Raw genomic sequence first — 18,117 nt, 5'->3', positions numbered from 1 at the left:
CGGGAAGGGCTGTGGGCTGGCGGACAGCGCAAGCTGCCGGCCGGGGCGCCGGATCGAGCAGCCGGGAACACCGTGCCATTGGACCGGTGGGTAGGCATGCCCGGCCCTCGGACGATTCCTAATGTCCGAGTGTGCTAGCGAGATTCCTTCTCTACGGGTGTGCGGGCTGGGTGCTCGAGGTGTGCTTCACCGGGACGAGCGCGGCGATCTTCCAGAAGGACTCCCACGGGACGGCCAAGACGTACCTGTGGATGCACCCCATCTACGGGGCCACGGCCCTGGGGCTGGAGTTCCTGCATGACCGGCTGCGCTTCCTGCCCCGGGCCGTGCGAGCGCTTGCCTACACGGCCGTCATCTTCGGGGCCGAGTACACCACCGGCTGGCTGCTGCGCCGGGCGCTCGGCCGCTGTCCATGGGACTACAGTCAGCGGGGGTGGAGCGTGAAGGGGCTCGTCCGCCTGGATTACTTCCCCTTCTGGTACGGGGCGGCGCTGCTGTTCGAGCCGGCCCGCGAGGCGCTCCTGAGCGTCACCAGCGAGGCCCTGCGCCAGACGCCCGAGTTCCGCCACGCCGTCCGGGACGGCCAGGTGCTGCCGCCCCCCCATGCCGGCCCCGTGGAGTTGGAGGCGGGGGCTACCGGGGCGACGTTCCAGGGGGCCCTGGCGGCCGAGAAGCAGGAGGAGGCGCAGCAGGAGCTCCCCCTGGGAGCGGACGCCCTCCCCTCGCCGGTAGGCTGAAAAGCTCTTCCCTGGCTGATTGCCTTCCAGCCCACGGTCTTTTCTAGAGGTGGGTTTTCTTCCCGCACCGCTCGCCACGTAGTAGTACCTTCACGATTCGCGGTGTTTGGTTCACCTGGGGAAATTCCGCAGGACTCCCGAAAGTTTCCGCCCCCGTATGTTCGACTGGCTCCACACCCTCTTCTCGCGTGACCTGGCAATCGACCTGGGCACGGCGAACACGCTCATCTACATCCGCGGACAGGGCATCGTCTCGAACGAACCCTCCGTGGTGGCCGTCCAGCAGGACGCTCGTGGCGGCAAGAAGGTGCTCGCGGTGGGCAAGGAGGCCAAGGAGATGCTCGGGAGGACCCCGGGCAACATCGTGGCCATCCGTCCGATGAAGGACGGAGTCATCGCGGACTTCGAAATTACCGCGGCGATGCTGCGCTACTTCATCCAGAGCGCGCACAACCGCCGCACGCTCGTCAACCCGCGCATCATCATCGGCATCCCCTCGGGCATCACCGAGGTGGAGCGGCGCGCGGTGCGCGAGGCGGCGGCCAACGCGGGCGCCCGCGAGGTGTACCTCATCGAACAGCCCATGGCCGCGGCGATTGGCGCGGGGCTGCCGGTGACGGAGCCCAGCGGGAACATGATCGTCGACATCGGCGGCGGCACCTCGGACGTGGCCGTCATCAGCCTGGCCGGCATCGTGTTCGCCAAGAGCGTGCGCATCGGCGGCGACAAGCTGGACGAGGCGATCATCCAGTACGTCAAGCGCAAGTACAACCTGCTCATCGGCGAGCGCACGGCCGAGGCCATCAAGATGGGCATCGGCACGGCGTACCCGACCGACGAAGTGATGACCATGGAGATCAAGGGACGCGATCTCGTGGCGGGCGTGCCGCGCACGCTGACGGTGAGCAGCGACGAGGTGCGTGACGCGCTGGCCGAGCCGGTGAACGGCATCGTCGAGGCGGTGAAGCTGACGCTGGAGCGCACGCCGCCGGAATTGGCCGGTGACATCGCCGACCGCGGCATCGTGCTGGCCGGTGGCGGCGCGCTGCTGAAGAACCTGGACACGCTGCTGCGCGAGGAGACGGGCCTGCCGGTGTTCCTGGCGGAGGATCCGCTCTCGGCGGTGGTGATTGGCGCGGGCAAGGCGCTGGAGTCCCTGGACATCCTGCGCCAGGTCACCCAGCCGGGCTGAGCGCCCTCACGGCGCGGGCCAGGGCCGGGGGATGCGATTCCCCGGCGCCGGGGGCGCGGACACTGCGTCTGCACGCCTGGACGGAGTGTTCTGGATGACCTGGATGTGGAGGCGGTGAGAGGGCGCGGGCGCGGTGAAGGCGGGCGTCTGGGTGCTCTCGAGCCAGGCGGAGTCGTCGGAGCCGGCATCGAGCGCGCGGCGGGCCATGCCACCCAGCATGTCGGTCCAGCGGGCGTAGGCCTGCTCCACGAAGCGGTTGTAGTTTATCTCGCGGGCGCGAACGAGGTAGGCGGCGGCCTGCAGGCCCGGCGGCAGCAGAGGGAAGTCCGGCTTCACCGTGCCTTCGCGCACGTAGGTGTCCAGCGCGTCGCGGGCGCCCATCAGCGTGAGGCTCGAGCCGAAGAGGCGGTCCGCGGCCTGCGCCTCTCCGCGACGTGAGAGCTCCAGGGCGAGCACCGCGGCGGTCTCCACATCCAGGCGGAGCAGCACCTTCTCGGAGGCCGCGATGGCGCGCTGCACGGCCTTGTCCATGTCCTTCAGGACGGCCCGGGTGAGCGCGAGGGCGTCATGGGCCGCGGGGTCCTTGACCGCCTTCATGTCTTGGTCTGTGACGTTTCCCTCTCCGGTGAGGAGGGACAGGAGCGCCATGCGCTCCGGAGAGTCCTTGATGGCGGAGGGGATGAGATCGCGCGCGACGTACTGGGTGCCTCGGGGTCCCGCCACATGGGCCAGGCGGCCAGCGAGGACGGTGTAGTCCCAGGTGACGTGGCGGGGGTCCTCCGCGAACCTGCGCACCTCCAGGGAAGCCTCCGGCACCTGCTTCAGGAAGAGCATGGCGCGCACGCGCAGCTCCAGGTCCGCCAGCGACTCGGGAGCCTTGACGAGCGCCCGGTCGAACAGCTCCAGCGCCTCCTGGGGATAGCCGTCGGAGAGGCGGAGGCGGCCCTGCGCACGCATCGCCTCGGGGGACTCGGGGAAGCGCCGCAGCACGTCCGCATGGGCGTCGCGCTGCTGCTCCGGCGGAACGACCCGGGCGGCGAGGAGCGCTCGCTCGACGGAGCCCGGCGCCTTCTCGGCCAGGGCGCTGTAGAGCTTGAACGCCTCCGAGCGCTTGCCCAGGGCGATGAAGAGGTCCTGGGCCAGCAGGTGGATGGAGGGCTCGTCATGGAACCGCTGCGCGAGCTCGTGGGCGAACACGAGCGCGGCCTCCGGCTGCCTGCGCGCCAGGATGCGTGCGGCGGCCCTGCCCGCCTCGAGCTCGGAGGGGCTGGCCAGGAAGACGGCCTTGGCCAGCTCCGCGGCCTCGCTCCAGCGCTCCGCGTGGATGTAATGGGTCAGCGTGCGCTCCCAGCCTCCTTCCCATACCAGCCGCTCATCGGACTCGAGCGGGTGGGCGCGCCCCTCCAGCACCACGGGAGCACTGCCCCGCGGCGGCTCCGCGAGCCGCACGGAGGCCGCGCCCAGGATGTTGTAGACGGCGTGCTGGCTCGGCTCCAGGGAGAGCGCCTCGAAGGGCTTCTGCGCGCCTGGCCAGCTCGCCTCGACGCGGTAGGACGTGCCCAGGCTGTAGACGTTCCCCCGAGCAATCTGCCCGGGCTGCAGCGTGAGAGCCCGGCCATCCAGGCGCACCTCCACGGCCTGGGAGAGTCCATTGACGAGCTGCACGTCGCGCACGATGAACGGCATCATCGCGACGCCGGCGACGGCGAGGACCAGGCCTCCCAGCGCCAGCGGACCCTTCCATCGCGAGACGCGAGAGCGCGACGAGCCGGCCACACGGCCGAGGATCTCGAGCTGTCCATCCCGGCCGCGATGGACGAGGTGATCTCCGAGCGGCACGAACGGGATGCCGAAGAGACAGAAGGCACGGGTGGCGATGAACTGGCTCTGCTGTTGCTCGGGAGGCGGGAAGCCGACGAGCTGCACCCCGTTGCCCAGGAAGCTGCGGAGCCGGGGCGGCCGCTCCGCCATGACGAAGAGGGTCCGGTCGTCGAGGAGCGCTCGGAGGGTGTCGCGGTGGGGACCCGAGGGCTCGCGCGACAGGCGCGCGGTGAGCGCGGCGTGCACGGCGAAGGCATCGGCGCGAGCCAGCGCGAGGGAGAGGGGCTGGTCGGGCAGCAGCGAGAGGAGCGCGGGAGCACGCTCGGTGAAGCCGCTCGGGTCCATCTCCAGGGGGAGGGGGGCGAAGGGAGCCTGTTCCTGGTCCTGGGGGCCGGGCGGAGTCGGCTGGATGGACACCATCGACATGGGCCCATTGAACACGGAACAGGAGGGAGGAGCGCAAGGGGGCCCCCTTGTGTCAGGCTGGCAGCCGAGATGGCGCGTCGAGCAGGGAGCAGAGACACGGATTTCTCCAGGGCCTCGCAGCTGCTGGAGAAGGGGCGCCTCCAGGATGCGTTCCGCATCTTCCTCGAGGCGGCGAAGGCGGGGGACTCCAGCGCGCAGGTGAACGTCGGCTATCTCTACGACACGGGCCAGGGCGTCAGCCGCTCCCGGGCGCAGGCGATGGCCTGGTACCGGAAGGCCGCGCGCCAGGGCGAGGCGGCGGCGGCCAACAACATCGGGACCATCTATCGGGACGAGGGGCGGCTGGGTCTGGCCATGCGGTGGTTTGGCAAGGCCGCGGCGATGGGAGACGACGACGCGCTGCTCGAGATGGCCCGGCTCTACGCGGGGCCGCTGGAGGAGCCCGCGAAGGCCCGGAGGCTGCTCTCGCGAGTGGCCTCCTCCAAGCGAGCGACGATCGACAGCCGGGAGCAGGCGGAGCAGCTGCTGCGGACGCTCGAGCAACGTCAACGCATGGGCTGACCGCGGAACTCCACGCACCGAGTTTGTGAGCAAGCGGCGTGAGAAACTGCTTTCCCCTGCGCGTCCTGAAAGGTGAGGCAGGCAGCGTAGGAAACACTCGAGTGAAGTGCGGCAAGAGGTCGACCAATTCCGAACGGAAGCGCCGAGGGGCGCCACTTCGGAACCAACTGGTCCTACAACCCTACCAGTTCGCCCAAAGTGCGCCCGCGAGGGGAGCCCCTCGAACGGGTTGAGTGAAAGTGAGCCGTGTGCCGAGGAAGAGCGGGACGGCCGGCGCGGGAGGACCCGCGCCAAGACGAGAGGCCCGCGACCTGTGTCCCCAAGACGTGGGCCCGTGTTCTCCGTCCCGTCACTCGGGTGGCAGTACGGATACATACGTTGGTAGGCCCGGCACCTTGACCGCACGGGCTGCTCCGCACTCAAGGAGCGTGCGGAGCCTGTCCCTCCCTCGGCTCACCGGCGCAGGACTGCTCCCTTGAAGCCGCTGAACCAGACCTTCCCCGTGCCCGTAGCGAAGACGCCGTACAGACGGCCGCGCGTCGCGCTGGGCACCGACGTCCAGCTCGTGCCATCCCAGTGGAGCAGCGTTCCCGCCTCGCCCACGGCCCAGACATCGTTCGGGCCCGTGCCATGGATGCCGTTGAGCGTGACGAAGGTCGGCGCGGATACCCGCGTCCAGGAGGTGCCGTTCCAGCGCAGCACCATGCCGGAGCTGCCCACCGCCCACGTATCGGTCGGGCTCGCCACCCAGACCGCCTCCAGGTAGTCCGCCATGTTGAGCGAGTGGTCCGTCCACGAGACGCCGTCGAAGTGGAAGATCGTCCCGCCGCTGCCCACCGCCCACACGTCGTTCGGCCCCGAGCCGTGGACGCTGGTCAGCCAGTTCAGCTGCGACGGCAGCTGCATCTCGGTCCAGGTGGTGCCATTCCAGTGCAGGATGAGCCCGGGCCCGACGAACCAGACGTCGTTCGCGCCAGTGCCCCAGATGTCGTAGAGCACCGTGCCGTTGGGATAGTTGCCGAAGAAGCCCAGCCCTTCCTTCATCTGCTGCTGCTGAGAATCCCAGTACATGTACTTCCAGCGCGTCCCATCGAAGTGGGCCACGGTGCTCCAGGCCGACGAGGCCCAGACGTCATTCGGCCCGCTGCCCCACACACTGTAGAAGCCCAGCCGGTAGCCCCCCACCTCCTCCAGCCAGGTCCACTCGGCGCCGTCCCAGTGGAGCAGCCCTTCATCGAGCGCGGCCCAGGCATTGTCCGGCGAGTCACCCCAAAGCTCATAGACGAAGGAGTTGCCACGGCCCGGCGCGTAGCCCATCGGCCCCTCCACCTTCCACACCCTGCCCGGCTTCAGCCGGCTGAAGGAGCCCGACCAGCCCACCGCCCAGGCGTCCTGGGGTGACGTGCCCCAGATGCCGAGCATCGGATCCGGCCGATTCGAATCATCGGCTGGGAACTGTGCCCACTCGAGGGTGCTCCCATCCCAGTGCTTGATGCTGAGGCCCACGAACCACACGTCGTTCGGCGTGCTGCCCCAGGCGGCGGCAAACCAGCCGCCCTCGCTGTCCTCGCTGAGGGTGGTCCACGCGGTGCCGTCCCAGTGCCGGATCGTGGACTCGTTGCCCATTACCCAGACGTCGTTCGGCCCGAAGCCGAAGACACCTCGCAGACTGAACTCCTCGTCCCCGTCCCAGGCGAGCTGGGCCCACGTGGTGCCATTCCACCGCCTCACCAGGCCACGGGCGCCCACGACCCACACGTCCGTCGGCGACGACGCCCACACACCGTAGAGGTGCTCGCTCGTGCCGCTCGCGAACGGCCGCCACTGCGTGCCGTCGAAGTGGAGCATCGTCCCGTCCAGCCCCACGGCCCAGATGTTGTCCGGGCCCGTGCCGAACACGTCGCGCAGATCCGACTGGATGGTGTCGGAGGGACGCACCTCCGTCCACGCCGTCCCATTGAAGCGGGCGATGCTGCCCCACTCTCCCACCGCCCAGATGTTCTGAGGCCCAGTACCCCAGATGGCGAGCAGGCCGCGGGACGTGCCGCTCGGCACCGTGCGCCAGCGCGTCCCATCCCAGTGCAGGACCGAACCCACGGGGCCCGTGGCCCAGATATTCGAGGGACTGCTGCCCCACGTGTCCGTCTGGTCCATCCCATGCGGCATCGGCATGAACCAGCAGCTGCCCGAGTCACAGACCCGCTCGGACTCACACGTGACGGTGGACTCGGTGATGACCTCGAGCCGCGGCCTCAGGGCCGGATTGCCCGTGTACTCCTTGCTCCACAGGCGGACACCGTCGGCCGAGCCGGGCACCAGCGCGAAGCCGAAGATGCCGTTGCGCTGCACCACGCGGGTGACGTCGACCTCCACCCAGCTCCCGTGGGCGATGCTCCCCACGTCCGCGATCGCCGGGCCGATGCGCGCCGGGCGGTTGGCCCACGTCGTCGTGCTCTCGCTCAGGCCATAGGTGTCCACCTGGTAGACGGCGGGGCCATCTCCTGTCCCGTCGTAGGCGAAGACGCGCAGCTTCGCGCTCTTCACCCGTCCCACCAGCGAGTCGAACCCGAACCGGAAGTAGGTCTCCGTCCGAGGCAGATTGTCCACATAGAGCCAGTCGCTCGCGCCACCCACTGCGCCAGGAGAGGACTCGGACACCTGGGTGTCATCCAGCGGTGAGTAGGTGAAGGATCGCGTCCTCACCTCCGGCGAGCAGGTCTCCCCGGAGCCCTCCATGGAGATGACGAGTTGCGGCCTCAGCGCGGCCTGGGCGCTCTCCCGAGAATGGAAGTCCACTCCATCCGTGTGCGTGGGAACCAGGGCGAAGCCATAGCTGCCGCCGCCGCGGACGATGGAGGTCACGTCGTACTCGACCCACGAGTCGACCGGAACGGCGCCCACATCCCCCACCGACACCGGGCTGCGCGAGGGCCGTGTGTTCCACGTCACCGTCTGCTCGCTCCACGGCGTCGTGGTGGTGTAGAGCGCCGGCCCGTCCGAGCTGCCGTTGAACGCGTAGACCCGGAGGGTCACCTTGCGGCTCGTCACGCTCGCGGCAGGCACCTCGAAGCGCACGTACGCTTCGGCGCGCGGGGAGCCATCGATCTGGAGCTCCACGGCGCTGCCCCGGTTCGCGTTGGGAGCGGCCTCCTCCACATAGGCGTCGGCCGCCGCGGACAGCACGATGTCCGCCGAGGCGGTACCGGTCGTCACCACGAGCTGGGGACGAAGCGCCGGGTCGGCGTGCTCGCGAGAGGCGAAGTCCACGCCGTCCGTCACCGTGGAGAAGAGGGTGAAGTCGAAGTCACCGTTCCCCGTCACTACGGGCGTGAGGTCGTACTCCGCCCAGCTGCCGGGCGCCACGCTACCGAGGTCCGCCAGCACGGCGCCGAGACGTGAGGGCCGGCTGTTCCACGTGACGCTCCGCTCGCCCCAGCCACTCAGGTTCTGCGTGAGGGATGGCCCGTCGCTCGAGCCATTCGTCACGTAGAGCCGCAGCACCGCCCGCGTCACCGGGCCGGAGAGCCCCCGGACGGAGAAGCGCAGGTAGCTCTCCTGCGCGGGCGAGGTGTCCGTGTACAGCCCGTCCGCCGCTCCGAAGTTCTGGTCCGGGTAGGCCGCCTCCACCCGAGCGTCCGCCACCGGAGCAAAGCTCACGGTGGTGCCAAGCTCCTGGGTCCGGGTGCTCAGCTCCGCCCCGGGCTCGACCGCCTCGGGCACAGGCCCGTCCGTCGCCACTCCGCCACACCCCACCCACGCCCCCAGGGCCATCAGGAGTCCCATGCTCCCGGCCCACTTCCTCCACGCCATGCCACGCCTCCCTCGCTGTCATCCACGACCGCGAGTGTGTGCATGGGGTGTGCCCCTCTCACGAGCGCATGTAGAGGAACGGACGTCAGTGCAGCCCCCAGGAGTGAGGCAAATGGCTTCCACTGTCAGTCCACGGCGTCCCCCATGGGAGCACTCGTGCCGCCTGATCAGGGAAGCGGCGTTCCCAGCGTGGCCCTACGAAAAACAGCGAGGACTCGCACCTACCGGGTTCTGGATGCACCTATTGATCATGTGTGGAGCACCTCCAGGCCGGACACCGCGACGTGGGCCTCGTAGGCAGGATCCAGATCGGATCCGTCTGCCCGCTGAGCCCGTGGGTTCCCAGCGCGAATACCACCCGGCAAATCCTCCTCCGCGGGGTAGCAGCCTCCTAGCCTGCTCGCCTTCAACACAAAGGGGTGCCCCATGCTCTGGCGGATTCTCTGGAAGGTCGAAGCGCTGTTGCTTGCCTTGATGCTTGGGTGCACTACCGCCCAGCCAGCGATCCGGGTGGACTCGGGAGCAGACGGAGAAACGCTGATCTACATCCCCCGCGCCGCCACGGCGGAGCCGGTGGAGGTGCCACCGGAGCAAGTCACCGAGGCGATCCGGAGACTGGCGCGCGAGGTGCGCTTGACGGGCTCACCCCGGCAGACAGTGGAACGGCTGTTTCAACTGGACGCGCTCTATGGGGATTACCTCTACCTGCTGCGAGAGCGAAAGCTCGTCCCGCTGGAGTCGGGCATGTCCCTGGAAGGGGCGTTGACGGAAGGGGAACAGAAGCTCGTCAGCCGTTACAAGGCGTGGTGTCGCAGTGCCCAGGGTGTGGAGGGCGATTGCCTGGGCGCGCTCGTGGGGAGCAAGTACCTGGACATGCAAGGCCGGTACATGCTCGCCATGGCCTTGAGCAAGAGCCCCGTTCTGGAGGAGTTCCAGCAGGCGCTAGGCGACATGGTGAGCATGCGGGCAGTCCTGCAAGCAGCGGTCGGCACTGTCGTGACGCTGCTCGTCTTGCTCGCGTTGCCTGAGCCCGTCACCAAGTTTGTGGCCGCGTGGGCGACTGCGGCGCTTGTGCTGTGGGTCGGTGCCTCCACGCTCTACAACCTCGTGAAAGGCTGGTTCGAGTTGATGGAGGCGGTGAAGGTCGCCACCACCTTCGAGGAGATCCGCGAAGCGGGCGAGAAGTTCGGCCGCTTGTTCTCACGCGAAGCAGCGCAAGCGTTCGCCATGATCGCGATGGCGCTGCTGACTCACAGTGCGAAAGGGTTCGCGGAACAGGTGGCGACACTGCCCGGCTCGGCTCAAGTGTCGCTTCATGCGGCGAAGCAGGAAGGGATCCTGCTGTCCGAGGTCGGCGCGGTGGAATCGGTGGCCGTGACGGAGGACGGCTTCAGCATGGCGCTGGCCCCGGGCGCGGTGGCGATGGCGGCGAGCGGCGGGCGCCGCAATCGCGTTGAGAATCACCACATCGGAACCAGGGCGAACAAGATCTCTACGTTGCGCGGTGGCCCGTGGACTCCCAGGCTCGAAGAACTGTACGCGCGGGCGGGGATGGGGCTGGAGGACACCGAAAACATCGTGCCTATCAAGGGGCACAAGGGACCGCACCCACAGCGCTATCACGAACTCGTCTACGAGCGCTTACGGAGGGCGCTGGGAGACTGTAGCGCCGTGCAGGAGTGCCGAGAGAACCTCACGGATGCGCTCAGGAAACTAGCACGCGAAATCGCCACACCCGGAACAGAACTCAACCGACTCGTCACCCTTGGGAAAGGACGCTAGAACGTCGGTATGCCCCGGCGCTTCTTCAAACTCGCTGACGATGTGTCCGTTCCCCGTCGCTGGCACCTGACAACCCCCATCGACAGGCAGGGCCGTAGGGTGCACGACTGGGATTTCACGAGGGGATCGCCCGTATCCGAGGCGGGAGTGGGGCGGCTGAAAATCCCCATCAAGATCGCGGGCAGGCCGCTGGACTTCTCCGAAGCGGGGATAGGGATCCCCGTCGTCCACGTCAAGATCGGGTCCGTGCTGTCAGAGCAAGCACCAGGGGACGTGCAGTTGATCCCAGCAGACATTGAGGGCCAACCGGATCAGTACCTCGTCTTTGTTGCAACGCGCCTCATTCGCTGCATCGACGAGAAAGCATCCAAGGTGCAGTTTTGGACCCCGGAGGATGGACGTCCCGACAAGGTGGGAACGTACTGGGCCATAGATGATTTACGCATCGACAAGGCGAAGGTCGGAAGCGCCAAGGTGTTTCGTCCCGAAGGCTGGGAGGTCGCCTTGATCGTCTCTGAGGAGATCAAGAGCGCCCTAGAGAACATGCGCGCTACAGGAACACGCTTCATCGAGGTCTAGCCAGGTCCCGCCGCACGTCGGCGCGGCTTGCAGTGAGCGCTGAGGGCTCGTGGAGCGCCTCCAGGTCGGACACCTCGACGTGGGCCTCGTAGACTAACGGGGCGCTGGAGCGGCAGCGGCCTCGGGGAAGCGTTGGGGATCGCCTTCCGCGAGCCACTGGAGGATGCGCGCGACATCCGAGTGTTTGCCATCGAGGTTCGGGTATTCGATGACGCGGACTCCGGCTTGCTCGACCCGCGTCTTGCGGAAGCTGGGGAGGGCGCCCTGGGCCATGAGGGCGAAGTGGCGCGGAGGCTGATCGCCCGAGAGCGCGCGGACCTGGGCGAAGAGGCTCTCGAAGTTGTCGTCCATCAGGCCGAAGCCGACGAAGAGGAGCGGGCAGGACAGGAAGAGGGCGGAGAAGGTGGTCCGGAAGAGCGGGTCGGCCCAGATGACGCGGTCATACTGGGAGCGGGTGAAGACCCAGGAACTGCGCTCCAGGAGGGTGCCGTGGAGCTTGTAGATGAAGCGGCGCCTGCGCGCGAGATCCGCCTGGGGCCTCCAGAGGACGGGCCAGTGGAGGGCGCGTTCGAGGAAGTGGTCGAGATTGCCAGTGAGGGCGGCGCGCAGCTTGGGAGCGAGCTTCGAGCTGGCGTGAAGCGCGGGCGGCAAGTCATACTTTTCATCGTTGAGGTGGCGCTCGACGAAGGTGCCGAACTCTGGGCCACCGAAGAGCTGCTAGGCGACGGAGAGGGCATCCACGAGCTCGCCACGGCCCATGAGCTCTTCCATCTCCGCGATGCGTGCCGCGGGGTCGCTGCGTCCGCGCGCATGGGCGATGGCGAGCTCCACGAGCCGCTTCCATCCTGGCAGGCCGGCGGCGGAGGACGTGCCCGCGCCGGTAGCCTGGGCTCGCGCGTGCGAGCTGCTTCGCGACGCGCTCGTCCACGGTCGCACCGAGGTGCCCCAGCCCACACTCGCCTGACGGGCTCGCCGGCCCCTCCGCCTTCTCCCTCAACTCGCTCTCGCTGCACGGCCGTCCGGCCGAACGGCGCCTCCTTGCCTTCGTGCGCCCGCTCCTATCAGGCTCTGCTCACGTCATCGCGGACGCCCGATTTTGGATCAGGCCTGCGCCTGTATCCTGCTCTAAACCTTATTGGGAAATAGATAGGCCAAAGCCATGAAGCTCAACATATCTGACTCCGACCCTCTCAAACCAGTTTGCGAGGTGCTTGTCCGAGCCTTTCCCAACGGAGTTCCTGAGTCGCTCTATCCAGCTCTGCTCAGCGTGCTCTGCGAAGAGATGTCCTTCAGAGCCGTGGCGAGGGCTATTGATGTCACATTTGGGATCGACTACATTACAGTCTTAAATGATGCCTTTGGCACGCAAGTCAGGAACATACCTCCTGCGGCTGAAGTGCAAACCGTTCGGGAAAGACTCCGCCAAAGCGGTTATGAAGAACTTCCCGACGAGTGATAACGGTTCTCAATTGCGTTGAGCCTACCTATGGAGTTGGATGCATGGCAAGGGAGGTACGACATGCCCCGACCCTATTCGGTGGATCTGCGCAAACGCGTGCTCGCCGCGTGTGAGCGTGGCTTGACGATTGAGGAGGCTGCCAAACAGTTCGAGGTGGGGGCAGCCACCGTGAAGCGCTGGCGCCAACGCCAACGTCACACTGGGTCATTCCAGTCGGCACCTCATGGTGGCGGTCGTCCCCGCAGGGTCACTGGCCAGGAACTCGAGTGGGTGTACCAGTTCGTGCGCGAGCAACCTGATTCGACGCTTGAGGAGATCGCGGACGAGTATCAGGCGCGCACTCACCTGTCCATCAGCCGCGCCACCGTGGCTCGGACGCTGGAGCGATTGGACCTGACGCGTAAAAAAGGGGTCTCTTGCAGGATCCGTGGGTCTCACTCTGCGGACGGTGGAGTCCCCGGCGGGAGACGGGTGGAGGGGCCTCGTCCCGCCGCCTCCACAAGGACTCTGTCCGCGAGCGGGACGCTCAGCGCCTGCAGCGGCGCCACGCCGTATAGGAGGCCACCAGCGCCCCGGCCAACGCGCCCGCCAAGGCTCCCGCGGCCTGGCGGGACAGGCCTCCATGTGTCGGCGCCTCCATCCGGAACGTCTCCAGCGAGGCGCGCATCTGGGGCGCGAGCGCCTCCCACCGCGCCGCGGGCGCGCTCACCGTCACCACCGCATGCCGCCCTCGGACGCCAGCCCCGCGACGAGCACCGTCCTCACCTGCCCCGTCTCCTTGTCCCCAGCACCTCCACCCGCGGCACCGGCTCCATCACCCGCTCCACCCGCTCCGGCACCAGCGTCATCCCCAGTTCCTCGTCGAAGTGCCGCACCACCGCCGCCGCGAAGCCGTCCCGCTCCGAGGGGCTGGCCGAGAACGTCCCCTCCACCACCGCGACCAGCAACATCGCCGCCTCCGCCCCGTCTCCATCGGCGGAGTTCTTGTTGGCAAAGCCGGGGCTGGGTACGGTCGACCACCCACTTCGACCTCGTGGCGCTCCTAGAGCGCGCGGAGCCTGTATGACCCCGGAGCGAATCGCGGCCTCCCTGCTGTGCTCCCTGTTCGTCTCTTGCAGCGCCACCCGCCAACTCGCACCTGCCAACACTGCATGACGACTGCACGACAGATGCTGGAGACCATGGAGTTCCTGGGCCGGCACCATGAAGAGGCAGCCTCTGCCGAAGAAAAAGAGCGATTCTCCATGGCGCTGGACGCACTTGGCTTCATCTTCGCTCTCGGTCAGACCTACGGTTTTGGAGAATATCGCCAAGACGTCGCTGCCAAGGGCCCGCCCGTTGTCATTGCAGCCTTCGACACGCGCGAGGAGGCGGAAAGCTGGCTGCAAAACCATCCCGAGCCTCCGCACCACGCCAACATCTTGATCGCAGGCCAATATTTCCTCACGGCCGATGACCCGGATATCAACCACCGCGCAATTCTCCGCGACCCTGCGTTCGCCCACTACCTCAAAGAAATGATTCAGGAGGGACTCCCTGCCCCAATGGCCACCTTCAACACCCTGGAAGAGGCCAACACCTGGCTCCAGAGCCAGCCCGAGCCTCCGCGTCAGGTCTTCGTCACTATCGCGGGCGAGTATCACCTCGCGGTGTACCACTACAGGATCAAGCTCCGTGCGCTCTACCCCATCTCCATGGCCGCGAGATCGGCGCAGGAAGGCGAGGCAGCAGACGGGGTGTGAACCTGATCTCCATCGCCGACGAGATCATCGCCATGCTTGCGGCGGACGCCAACGCGACCGTGAAGGTCTCTCACCGTGACCCGTGCCTGGCAGGAGCGTTCTCGACGCCACAAGGGGCTTGGGGGCTATAGGCCCCCAGAACTCGCTAGCGCGGGCGCTTTCCTGGTTTTTCGATCAGCTGAGCCCGCGCTCAATGGAGGTTTCGATCGCGGTCGCCGCGATCGTTACGCCGCGCTTCTTGAGGATCGTCTCCATTCTACAGCGCGCTTCAGCACCACGTGGGCAGGAGAGCTTCACCCTCACGCACCTTCTACAGCGACATCCCGGAGACCAGGCCGTACGTGGAGAAAATCGAGCCCCTGGTGCGCTCTTCTCTCCAAGTTCAGCGGGTGCCCACTGAAATGCTCTTCACCCCTGTTCCCGACATTCAATGCGGCAATGTGCACCTGGGCGACGCCCAGCTCATCGATTGCCTCTTTACAGACGACCGGTGGTGACTTCGCTCCTGTGACTCCTCGGAGAAAAGCTGAGGGCGCGCACCTCGCTCGAGATGCGCGCCCCGTGTGACAGCCGTGAAGTCCCGTCAGTGCTTGCCGAACTCCAGCGGCACGCCCTTGCGCCGCGAGTAGATGTACGCCTCCATGGCCTTCATCCTCGGGTCGTCATCCGCCAGCGGCTTGCCTCGCACCGGGTTCTGGATGCACCAGTTGATCATGTCGCGCAGCATCGCCACTCGCCCCAACTGCACCTGGTACTTCGGGTACGTCTCCGGGTGCGTGTTGGCCGCGTCCGGGTGGCACATGTCACACGACACCGCGATGGTGCCGCCCACTGCCGCCGCGTCGTGGAACACGCGGTTGCCCTCCTCCACGAACGCCTGCGTGGACTCGGCCCAGATGCGCTCGTCGCGCTCGCTGAAGTTGCCGTAGGTGTGGCCCGTCTGCACATTGGCCCCCTTCTGAGCGCCCGCCTGCGGCGCCCCCGAGGCCTGGTTCGGCCCCGTCGTCCCCACGGAGCTGCCCGCCGACGGCTTCTGCGGCGTGGTCGGCAGGGCCGGCGGGCTGCGAGGGCCCTTGGGGTCGGGGCTCGGCGGAGGCTTGGGTGCCTGGGCCACGAGCTGCCCGGCGGCGGGCGCGGGCACGTCGTCCCAGTTCGCGTTCGGGTTCTTGCGGCGCCACTCCTCCATCAGCTTGCCCGTCACCTCCAGGGCCTGGGAGCGCGTCATCGTCCCGCCTTCCTTCACCCCCTTCACCTCCATGGAGGTGTCCCCGTCGCACAGGCCGACGACGAGGTTGCCGTCCTTCGAGGGCGGCAGCTTGTGCTCGGGCAGGGGCTTCTTCTCGAGCAGGGAGGATGGCTCGGTGGCCAGCGCCACGCCGCCCGCCAGGGACGTCAGCGCCGTGAGCGCCGTGAGGAGCTTCATTCGGAGAGTCATGGGTTCATCCTCTCTAGTAGCTGGGGAGCTTGGGCTTGGGGGGCACGGCCTGCTGGCCGTTGGACGCCAGGTAGCTGGCGCGCACGGTGATGGGGTTGCGCTGCCACAGGTTGTAGACCTTGTTGACGAGCCCGGACTCGAGCACGTCCATGCGCCCGTCTCCGCACCCGTCGAACTGGCTGAACGGATCCGGCCGGTTCATCTGCATGGTGAACCTGGGCAGGCCCTCCGGCGCGTACGGCCACGGCCACGCGGTGGACAGCATGCCGTGGAAGTGGATGTTGCCAATTCGGTTGGTGAGCAGCTGGTGCGTGTGCCCGTGGATGACGGTCACCTTCTCGAACGGCTTGAGGAGGGCCTGGATTTCGTCGGCGTCGTCCGTCCAGAAGTTCCACGGCTTGTAGTACTTGTAGAGCGGCGAGTGGCTGAAGACGATGACGGGCGTCTTCTTGTCCACCTTGGCCAGGTCCTGCTGCATCCAGGCCCGCTGCTCGGCCCCCACCTCGAAGCGCGACTGGAGCGCGTTGTCCAGGCCGGCGACGATCTTCATCCGCTCCATGGGCGACAGGCCCTTCTCCGTCCAGAAGTCCTTCTCCAGGATGGAGTTGAGCACCACGAAGTGCACGCCCTTGTGGTCGAACGAGTAGTTGGGCGGGCCGAACAGCTCGCGCCACTTCTCGCCCATGTCGAGGAACCAGTCGTGCTCGCCGACCATCATCTTCACCGGCGCCTTCACGGCCTTGAGAATCTCCGCGCCCAGCTTGAGCTCCTCGGCCTGGCCCAGCTGCGCCAGGTCTCCGCCGAAGAGGACAAAGTCCGGCTGCGGGTCCAGCGCGTTCACGTCATCCACCGCCTTGAGGATGGCGCGCACGAACCGGTCGTTGAGCTCCTTCTTGTACAGGTGCGTGTCGGAGATGTACGCGAAGGAGAACTTCGGCTTGTCCGTGTTGCCCTGCGCCTCGGCCACCTGGATGAGCTGGAAGCTTGCGGGCGTCACCAGCCCCATGCCCGCGGCGATGCCCGCGGACACTCCCGCCACGCGCATGAAGGCGCGGCGGTCCAGGCGCTTGAGCCCATCGAACAGCTCCTGGCGCTCCTCGTAGTACTTCGTCTCGACGCTCTTGAACTTGTTGGACATGGGCCGCCTCCCTACTTCTTCGGTGCGATCTGGTTCTCGACGGAGGTCGGCGCGCCGTACACGCCCATGTCCGCCGGGTTCTTCACGTCGAGGTCCGGGTTGGGCGCCAGGTCCCCCACGTTCCCCTTCTTCCCCATCGCCACGGCGGTGTCGCGCTCCGGGCGGTTGTTCTTGCGCGCGCGCTGCCGCGTCAGCTCCTGGCCGTTGAACTTCTCGAAGCGCGCATCCGTGAGGGTGAACATGAAGGCCACCAGGTCGTCGATCTCCGGCTCGGTGAGCCCCAGCCGCTGCATGCCTCCGTCCAGGTACGGGTTCTGGACGCCGCCCTTGTTGTAGTGGTCCATCACGTCCCACAGCGTCACCAGCGAGCCGTCATGCATGTACGGCCCGGTGATGCCGATGTTACGCAGCGTGGGCGTCTTGAAGGCACCCACGTCGTTCTCCTCCTTCGTCACCAGGAAGCGGCCCAGCTCGGAGAACTTCGTCTGGAGCGCCAGCTCGTCGATCTGCTTCTCGTCCCCGGTGCGCACGACCTTGAGGCCCTCGCGGGCCAGCTGCACGAAGTCCTGCTTGTGCGCCGCGATGCCGATGTTGTGGAACTTCTGATCCGAGAACAGCGGCTGGGCGATGTTGGCCGCGTGGCACGCGTTGCAGCGCGCCTTGCCGTTGAAGAGCGCCCACCCTCGCTTCTCCGAGGCGTTGAGCGCCTTGTCATCCCCGTGGATGAACTTGTCGAAGCGCGCGTCGCCGGAGAACTGGGTACGCTCGAAGGCGGCGATGGCGGCGGCCAGGTCGTCGTAGTTCACCTCGCGGCCGAACACCTTCTGGAACTGAGCGGGGTACTCGGGCAGGCCCTTCACCTTGGCCACCACGGCCTCCGGCGAGGGCATCCCCATCTCGATGGGGTTGAGGATGGGCAGCTTGGCCTGGTCCTCCAGCATGCTGGCGCGCCCGTCCCAGAACTGGGTGGCGTTGAACATGGCGTTGAGCACCGTGGGGCTGTTGCGCATGCCCTTCTGGTTCTTGATGCCCACCGAGGTGTCCTTGCCGTCGGCGAAGCCCTTGGCCGGATCATGGCAGGTGGCGCACGAGACGGTGTCGTCCAGCGACAGCCGCTTGTCGTTGAAGAGCTTCTCTCCCAGCGCCACCTTCTCCGGCGTGGGCTCGGCCCCGGCGGGCACGGAGATCTTCCACAGCACGGCGGAGACGCCGATGGGCAGCTTCGGAGGCGGAGGCGAGGCCCGCGGTGGTTCGGCCGCGTGGGCCGCTCCAGCGCTGACCAGGACGGCGACCGTCCAGGCAATGGAGGACCTGAGACTCATGAGCAATCCCTCCCAGGGCCAGGAGGAGTCTCGCGGCCAAGTCCGCGGTGCCCCCGGCCATCACGGAAGCGCAGGCAAGCACCCGTGCCCACGCCCCGCTACCTTCGGACAGG

17 protein-coding genes and 1 pseudogene are annotated in these 18,117 nt (G+C 67.3%); 9 read left to right on the top strand and 9 right to left on the bottom strand.

The genetic code is table 11. From position 1 onward, the window contains the following. Window positions 1–131 precede the first annotated feature (131 nt). Together KY572_RS30115 and KY572_RS30110 are read left to right on the top strand one after the other, a co-directional pair. On the top strand, window positions 132–737 hold the full coding sequence (locus KY572_RS30115) for a putative ABC transporter permease (RefSeq protein WP_224246723.1): 606 nt from the start codon (window positions 132–134) through the stop codon (window positions 735–737). Window positions 738–894: 157 nt separating this feature from the next. After that, window positions 895–1,929, top strand: coding sequence for a rod shape-determining protein (locus KY572_RS30110; protein WP_044198859.1), 1,035 nt, complete (start codon window positions 895–897; stop codon window positions 1,927–1,929). 6 nt (window positions 1,930–1,935) lie between these two features. On the opposite strand, the gene KY572_RS30105 is transcribed toward KY572_RS30110, so the two are convergent. Further along, entirely contained in the window at window positions 1,936–4,176 is a 2,241-nt protein-coding gene (locus KY572_RS30105) for a tetratricopeptide repeat protein (RefSeq protein WP_224246714.1), read from the bottom strand. Between the two features lie 69 nt (window positions 4,177–4,245). Here KY572_RS30105 and KY572_RS30100 point away from each other — a divergent pair, with 69 nt between their 5' ends. Continuing rightward, window positions 4,246–4,737, top strand: a complete 492-nt coding sequence (locus KY572_RS30100) for a tetratricopeptide repeat protein (RefSeq protein ID WP_224246712.1) — start codon at window positions 4,246–4,248, stop codon at window positions 4,735–4,737. Window positions 4,738–5,190: 453 nt separating this feature from the next. On the opposite strand, the gene KY572_RS30095 is transcribed toward KY572_RS30100, so the two are convergent. Beyond that, entirely contained in the window at window positions 5,191–8,520 is a 3,330-nt protein-coding gene (locus KY572_RS30095; protein ID WP_224246710.1) for a CBM96 family carbohydrate-binding protein, read from the bottom strand. A gap of 453 nt (window positions 8,521–8,973) precedes the next feature. Between KY572_RS30095 and KY572_RS30090 the strand changes: the two genes are divergently transcribed. Both KY572_RS30090 and KY572_RS30085 read left to right on the top strand, forming a co-directional pair. Next, window positions 8,974–10,329 carry an AHH domain-containing protein gene (locus tag KY572_RS30090; protein ID WP_224246702.1) on the top strand — a complete coding sequence of 452 codons (1,356 nt, stop codon included), beginning with the start codon at window positions 8,974–8,976 and terminating at the stop codon, window positions 10,327–10,329. A 9-nt stretch (window positions 10,330–10,338) separates the two neighbouring features. Further along, on the top strand, window positions 10,339–10,908 hold the full coding sequence (locus KY572_RS30085) for an imm11 family protein (RefSeq protein WP_224246695.1): 570 nt from the start codon (window positions 10,339–10,341) through the stop codon (window positions 10,906–10,908). 93 nt (window positions 10,909–11,001) lie between these two features. On the opposite strand, the gene KY572_RS30080 is transcribed toward KY572_RS30085, so the two are convergent. Further along, window positions 11,002–11,559 carry an SIR2 family NAD-dependent protein deacylase gene (locus KY572_RS30080; RefSeq protein ID WP_224246694.1) on the bottom strand — a complete coding sequence of 186 codons (558 nt, stop codon included), beginning with the start codon at window positions 11,557–11,559 and terminating at the stop codon, window positions 11,002–11,004. 66 nt (window positions 11,560–11,625) lie between these two features. Beyond that, a complete protein-coding gene (locus KY572_RS30075) occupies window positions 11,626–11,844 on the bottom strand; it encodes a hypothetical protein (RefSeq protein WP_224246693.1) in 219 nt (72 codons plus the stop codon). A gap of 223 nt (window positions 11,845–12,067) precedes the next feature. Between KY572_RS30075 and KY572_RS30070 the strand changes: the two genes are divergently transcribed. Continuing rightward, complete coding sequence (locus KY572_RS30070) at window positions 12,068–12,364, top strand: DUF3349 domain-containing protein (RefSeq protein ID WP_224246687.1); 297 nt, start codon at window positions 12,068–12,070, stop codon at window positions 12,362–12,364. Window positions 12,365–12,394: 30 nt separating this feature from the next. Next, window positions 12,395–12,772 (top strand): annotated as a pseudogene (locus KY572_RS48225) (helix-turn-helix domain-containing protein); the annotation flags it as partial. A 121-nt stretch (window positions 12,773–12,893) separates the two neighbouring features. Here the strand turns inward: KY572_RS48225 and KY572_RS30060 are convergent. Beyond that, the gene (locus tag KY572_RS30060; protein WP_224247105.1) at window positions 12,894–13,076 is read right to left on the bottom strand and encodes a hypothetical protein; all 183 of its coding nucleotides are present in this window, start codon (window positions 13,074–13,076) and stop codon (window positions 12,894–12,896) included. A 52-nt stretch (window positions 13,077–13,128) separates the two neighbouring features. Continuing rightward, window positions 13,129–13,317: a hypothetical protein gene (locus tag KY572_RS30055; protein WP_224247103.1), complete on the bottom strand. Its 189-nt coding sequence runs from the start codon at window positions 13,315–13,317 to the stop codon at window positions 13,129–13,131. A 231-nt stretch (window positions 13,318–13,548) separates the two neighbouring features. Here KY572_RS30055 and KY572_RS30050 point away from each other — a divergent pair, with 231 nt between their 5' ends. After that, complete coding sequence (locus KY572_RS30050; RefSeq protein ID WP_224246679.1) at window positions 13,549–14,109, top strand: head protein; 561 nt, start codon at window positions 13,549–13,551, stop codon at window positions 14,107–14,109. Further along, window positions 14,106–14,240, top strand: coding sequence for a hypothetical protein (locus KY572_RS47445; RefSeq protein WP_263452123.1), 135 nt, complete (start codon window positions 14,106–14,108; stop codon window positions 14,238–14,240). Before KY572_RS30050 ends, KY572_RS47445 begins: the two co-directional genes overlap by 4 nt. A 452-nt stretch (window positions 14,241–14,692) precedes the next feature. Here KY572_RS47445 and KY572_RS30045 read toward each other — a convergent pair whose 3' ends face one another. The 3 genes from KY572_RS30045 to KY572_RS30035 are packed head-to-tail and all read right to left on the bottom strand — an operon-like array spanning window position 14,693 to window position 18,004. Beyond that, the gene (locus KY572_RS30045) at window positions 14,693–15,544 is read right to left on the bottom strand and encodes a c-type cytochrome (protein ID WP_224246677.1); all 852 of its coding nucleotides are present in this window, start codon (window positions 15,542–15,544) and stop codon (window positions 14,693–14,695) included. A gap of 13 nt (window positions 15,545–15,557) precedes the next feature. After that, a complete protein-coding gene (locus KY572_RS30040) occupies window positions 15,558–16,682 on the bottom strand; it encodes a metallophosphoesterase family protein (RefSeq protein WP_224246675.1) in 1,125 nt (374 codons plus the stop codon). An 11-nt stretch (window positions 16,683–16,693) separates the two neighbouring features. Then, window positions 16,694–18,004 carry a cytochrome-c peroxidase gene (locus KY572_RS30035; RefSeq protein WP_224246673.1) on the bottom strand — a complete coding sequence of 437 codons (1,311 nt, stop codon included), beginning with the start codon at window positions 18,002–18,004 and terminating at the stop codon, window positions 16,694–16,696. Window positions 18,005–18,117: the final 113 nt, after the last annotated feature.

This window comes from Hyalangium gracile (assembly GCF_020103725.1).
Taxonomy (GTDB): Bacteria; Myxococcota; Myxococcia; order Myxococcales; family Myxococcaceae; genus Hyalangium; species Hyalangium gracile.
This window is presented reverse-complemented; position numbering and strand designations above follow the sequence as displayed.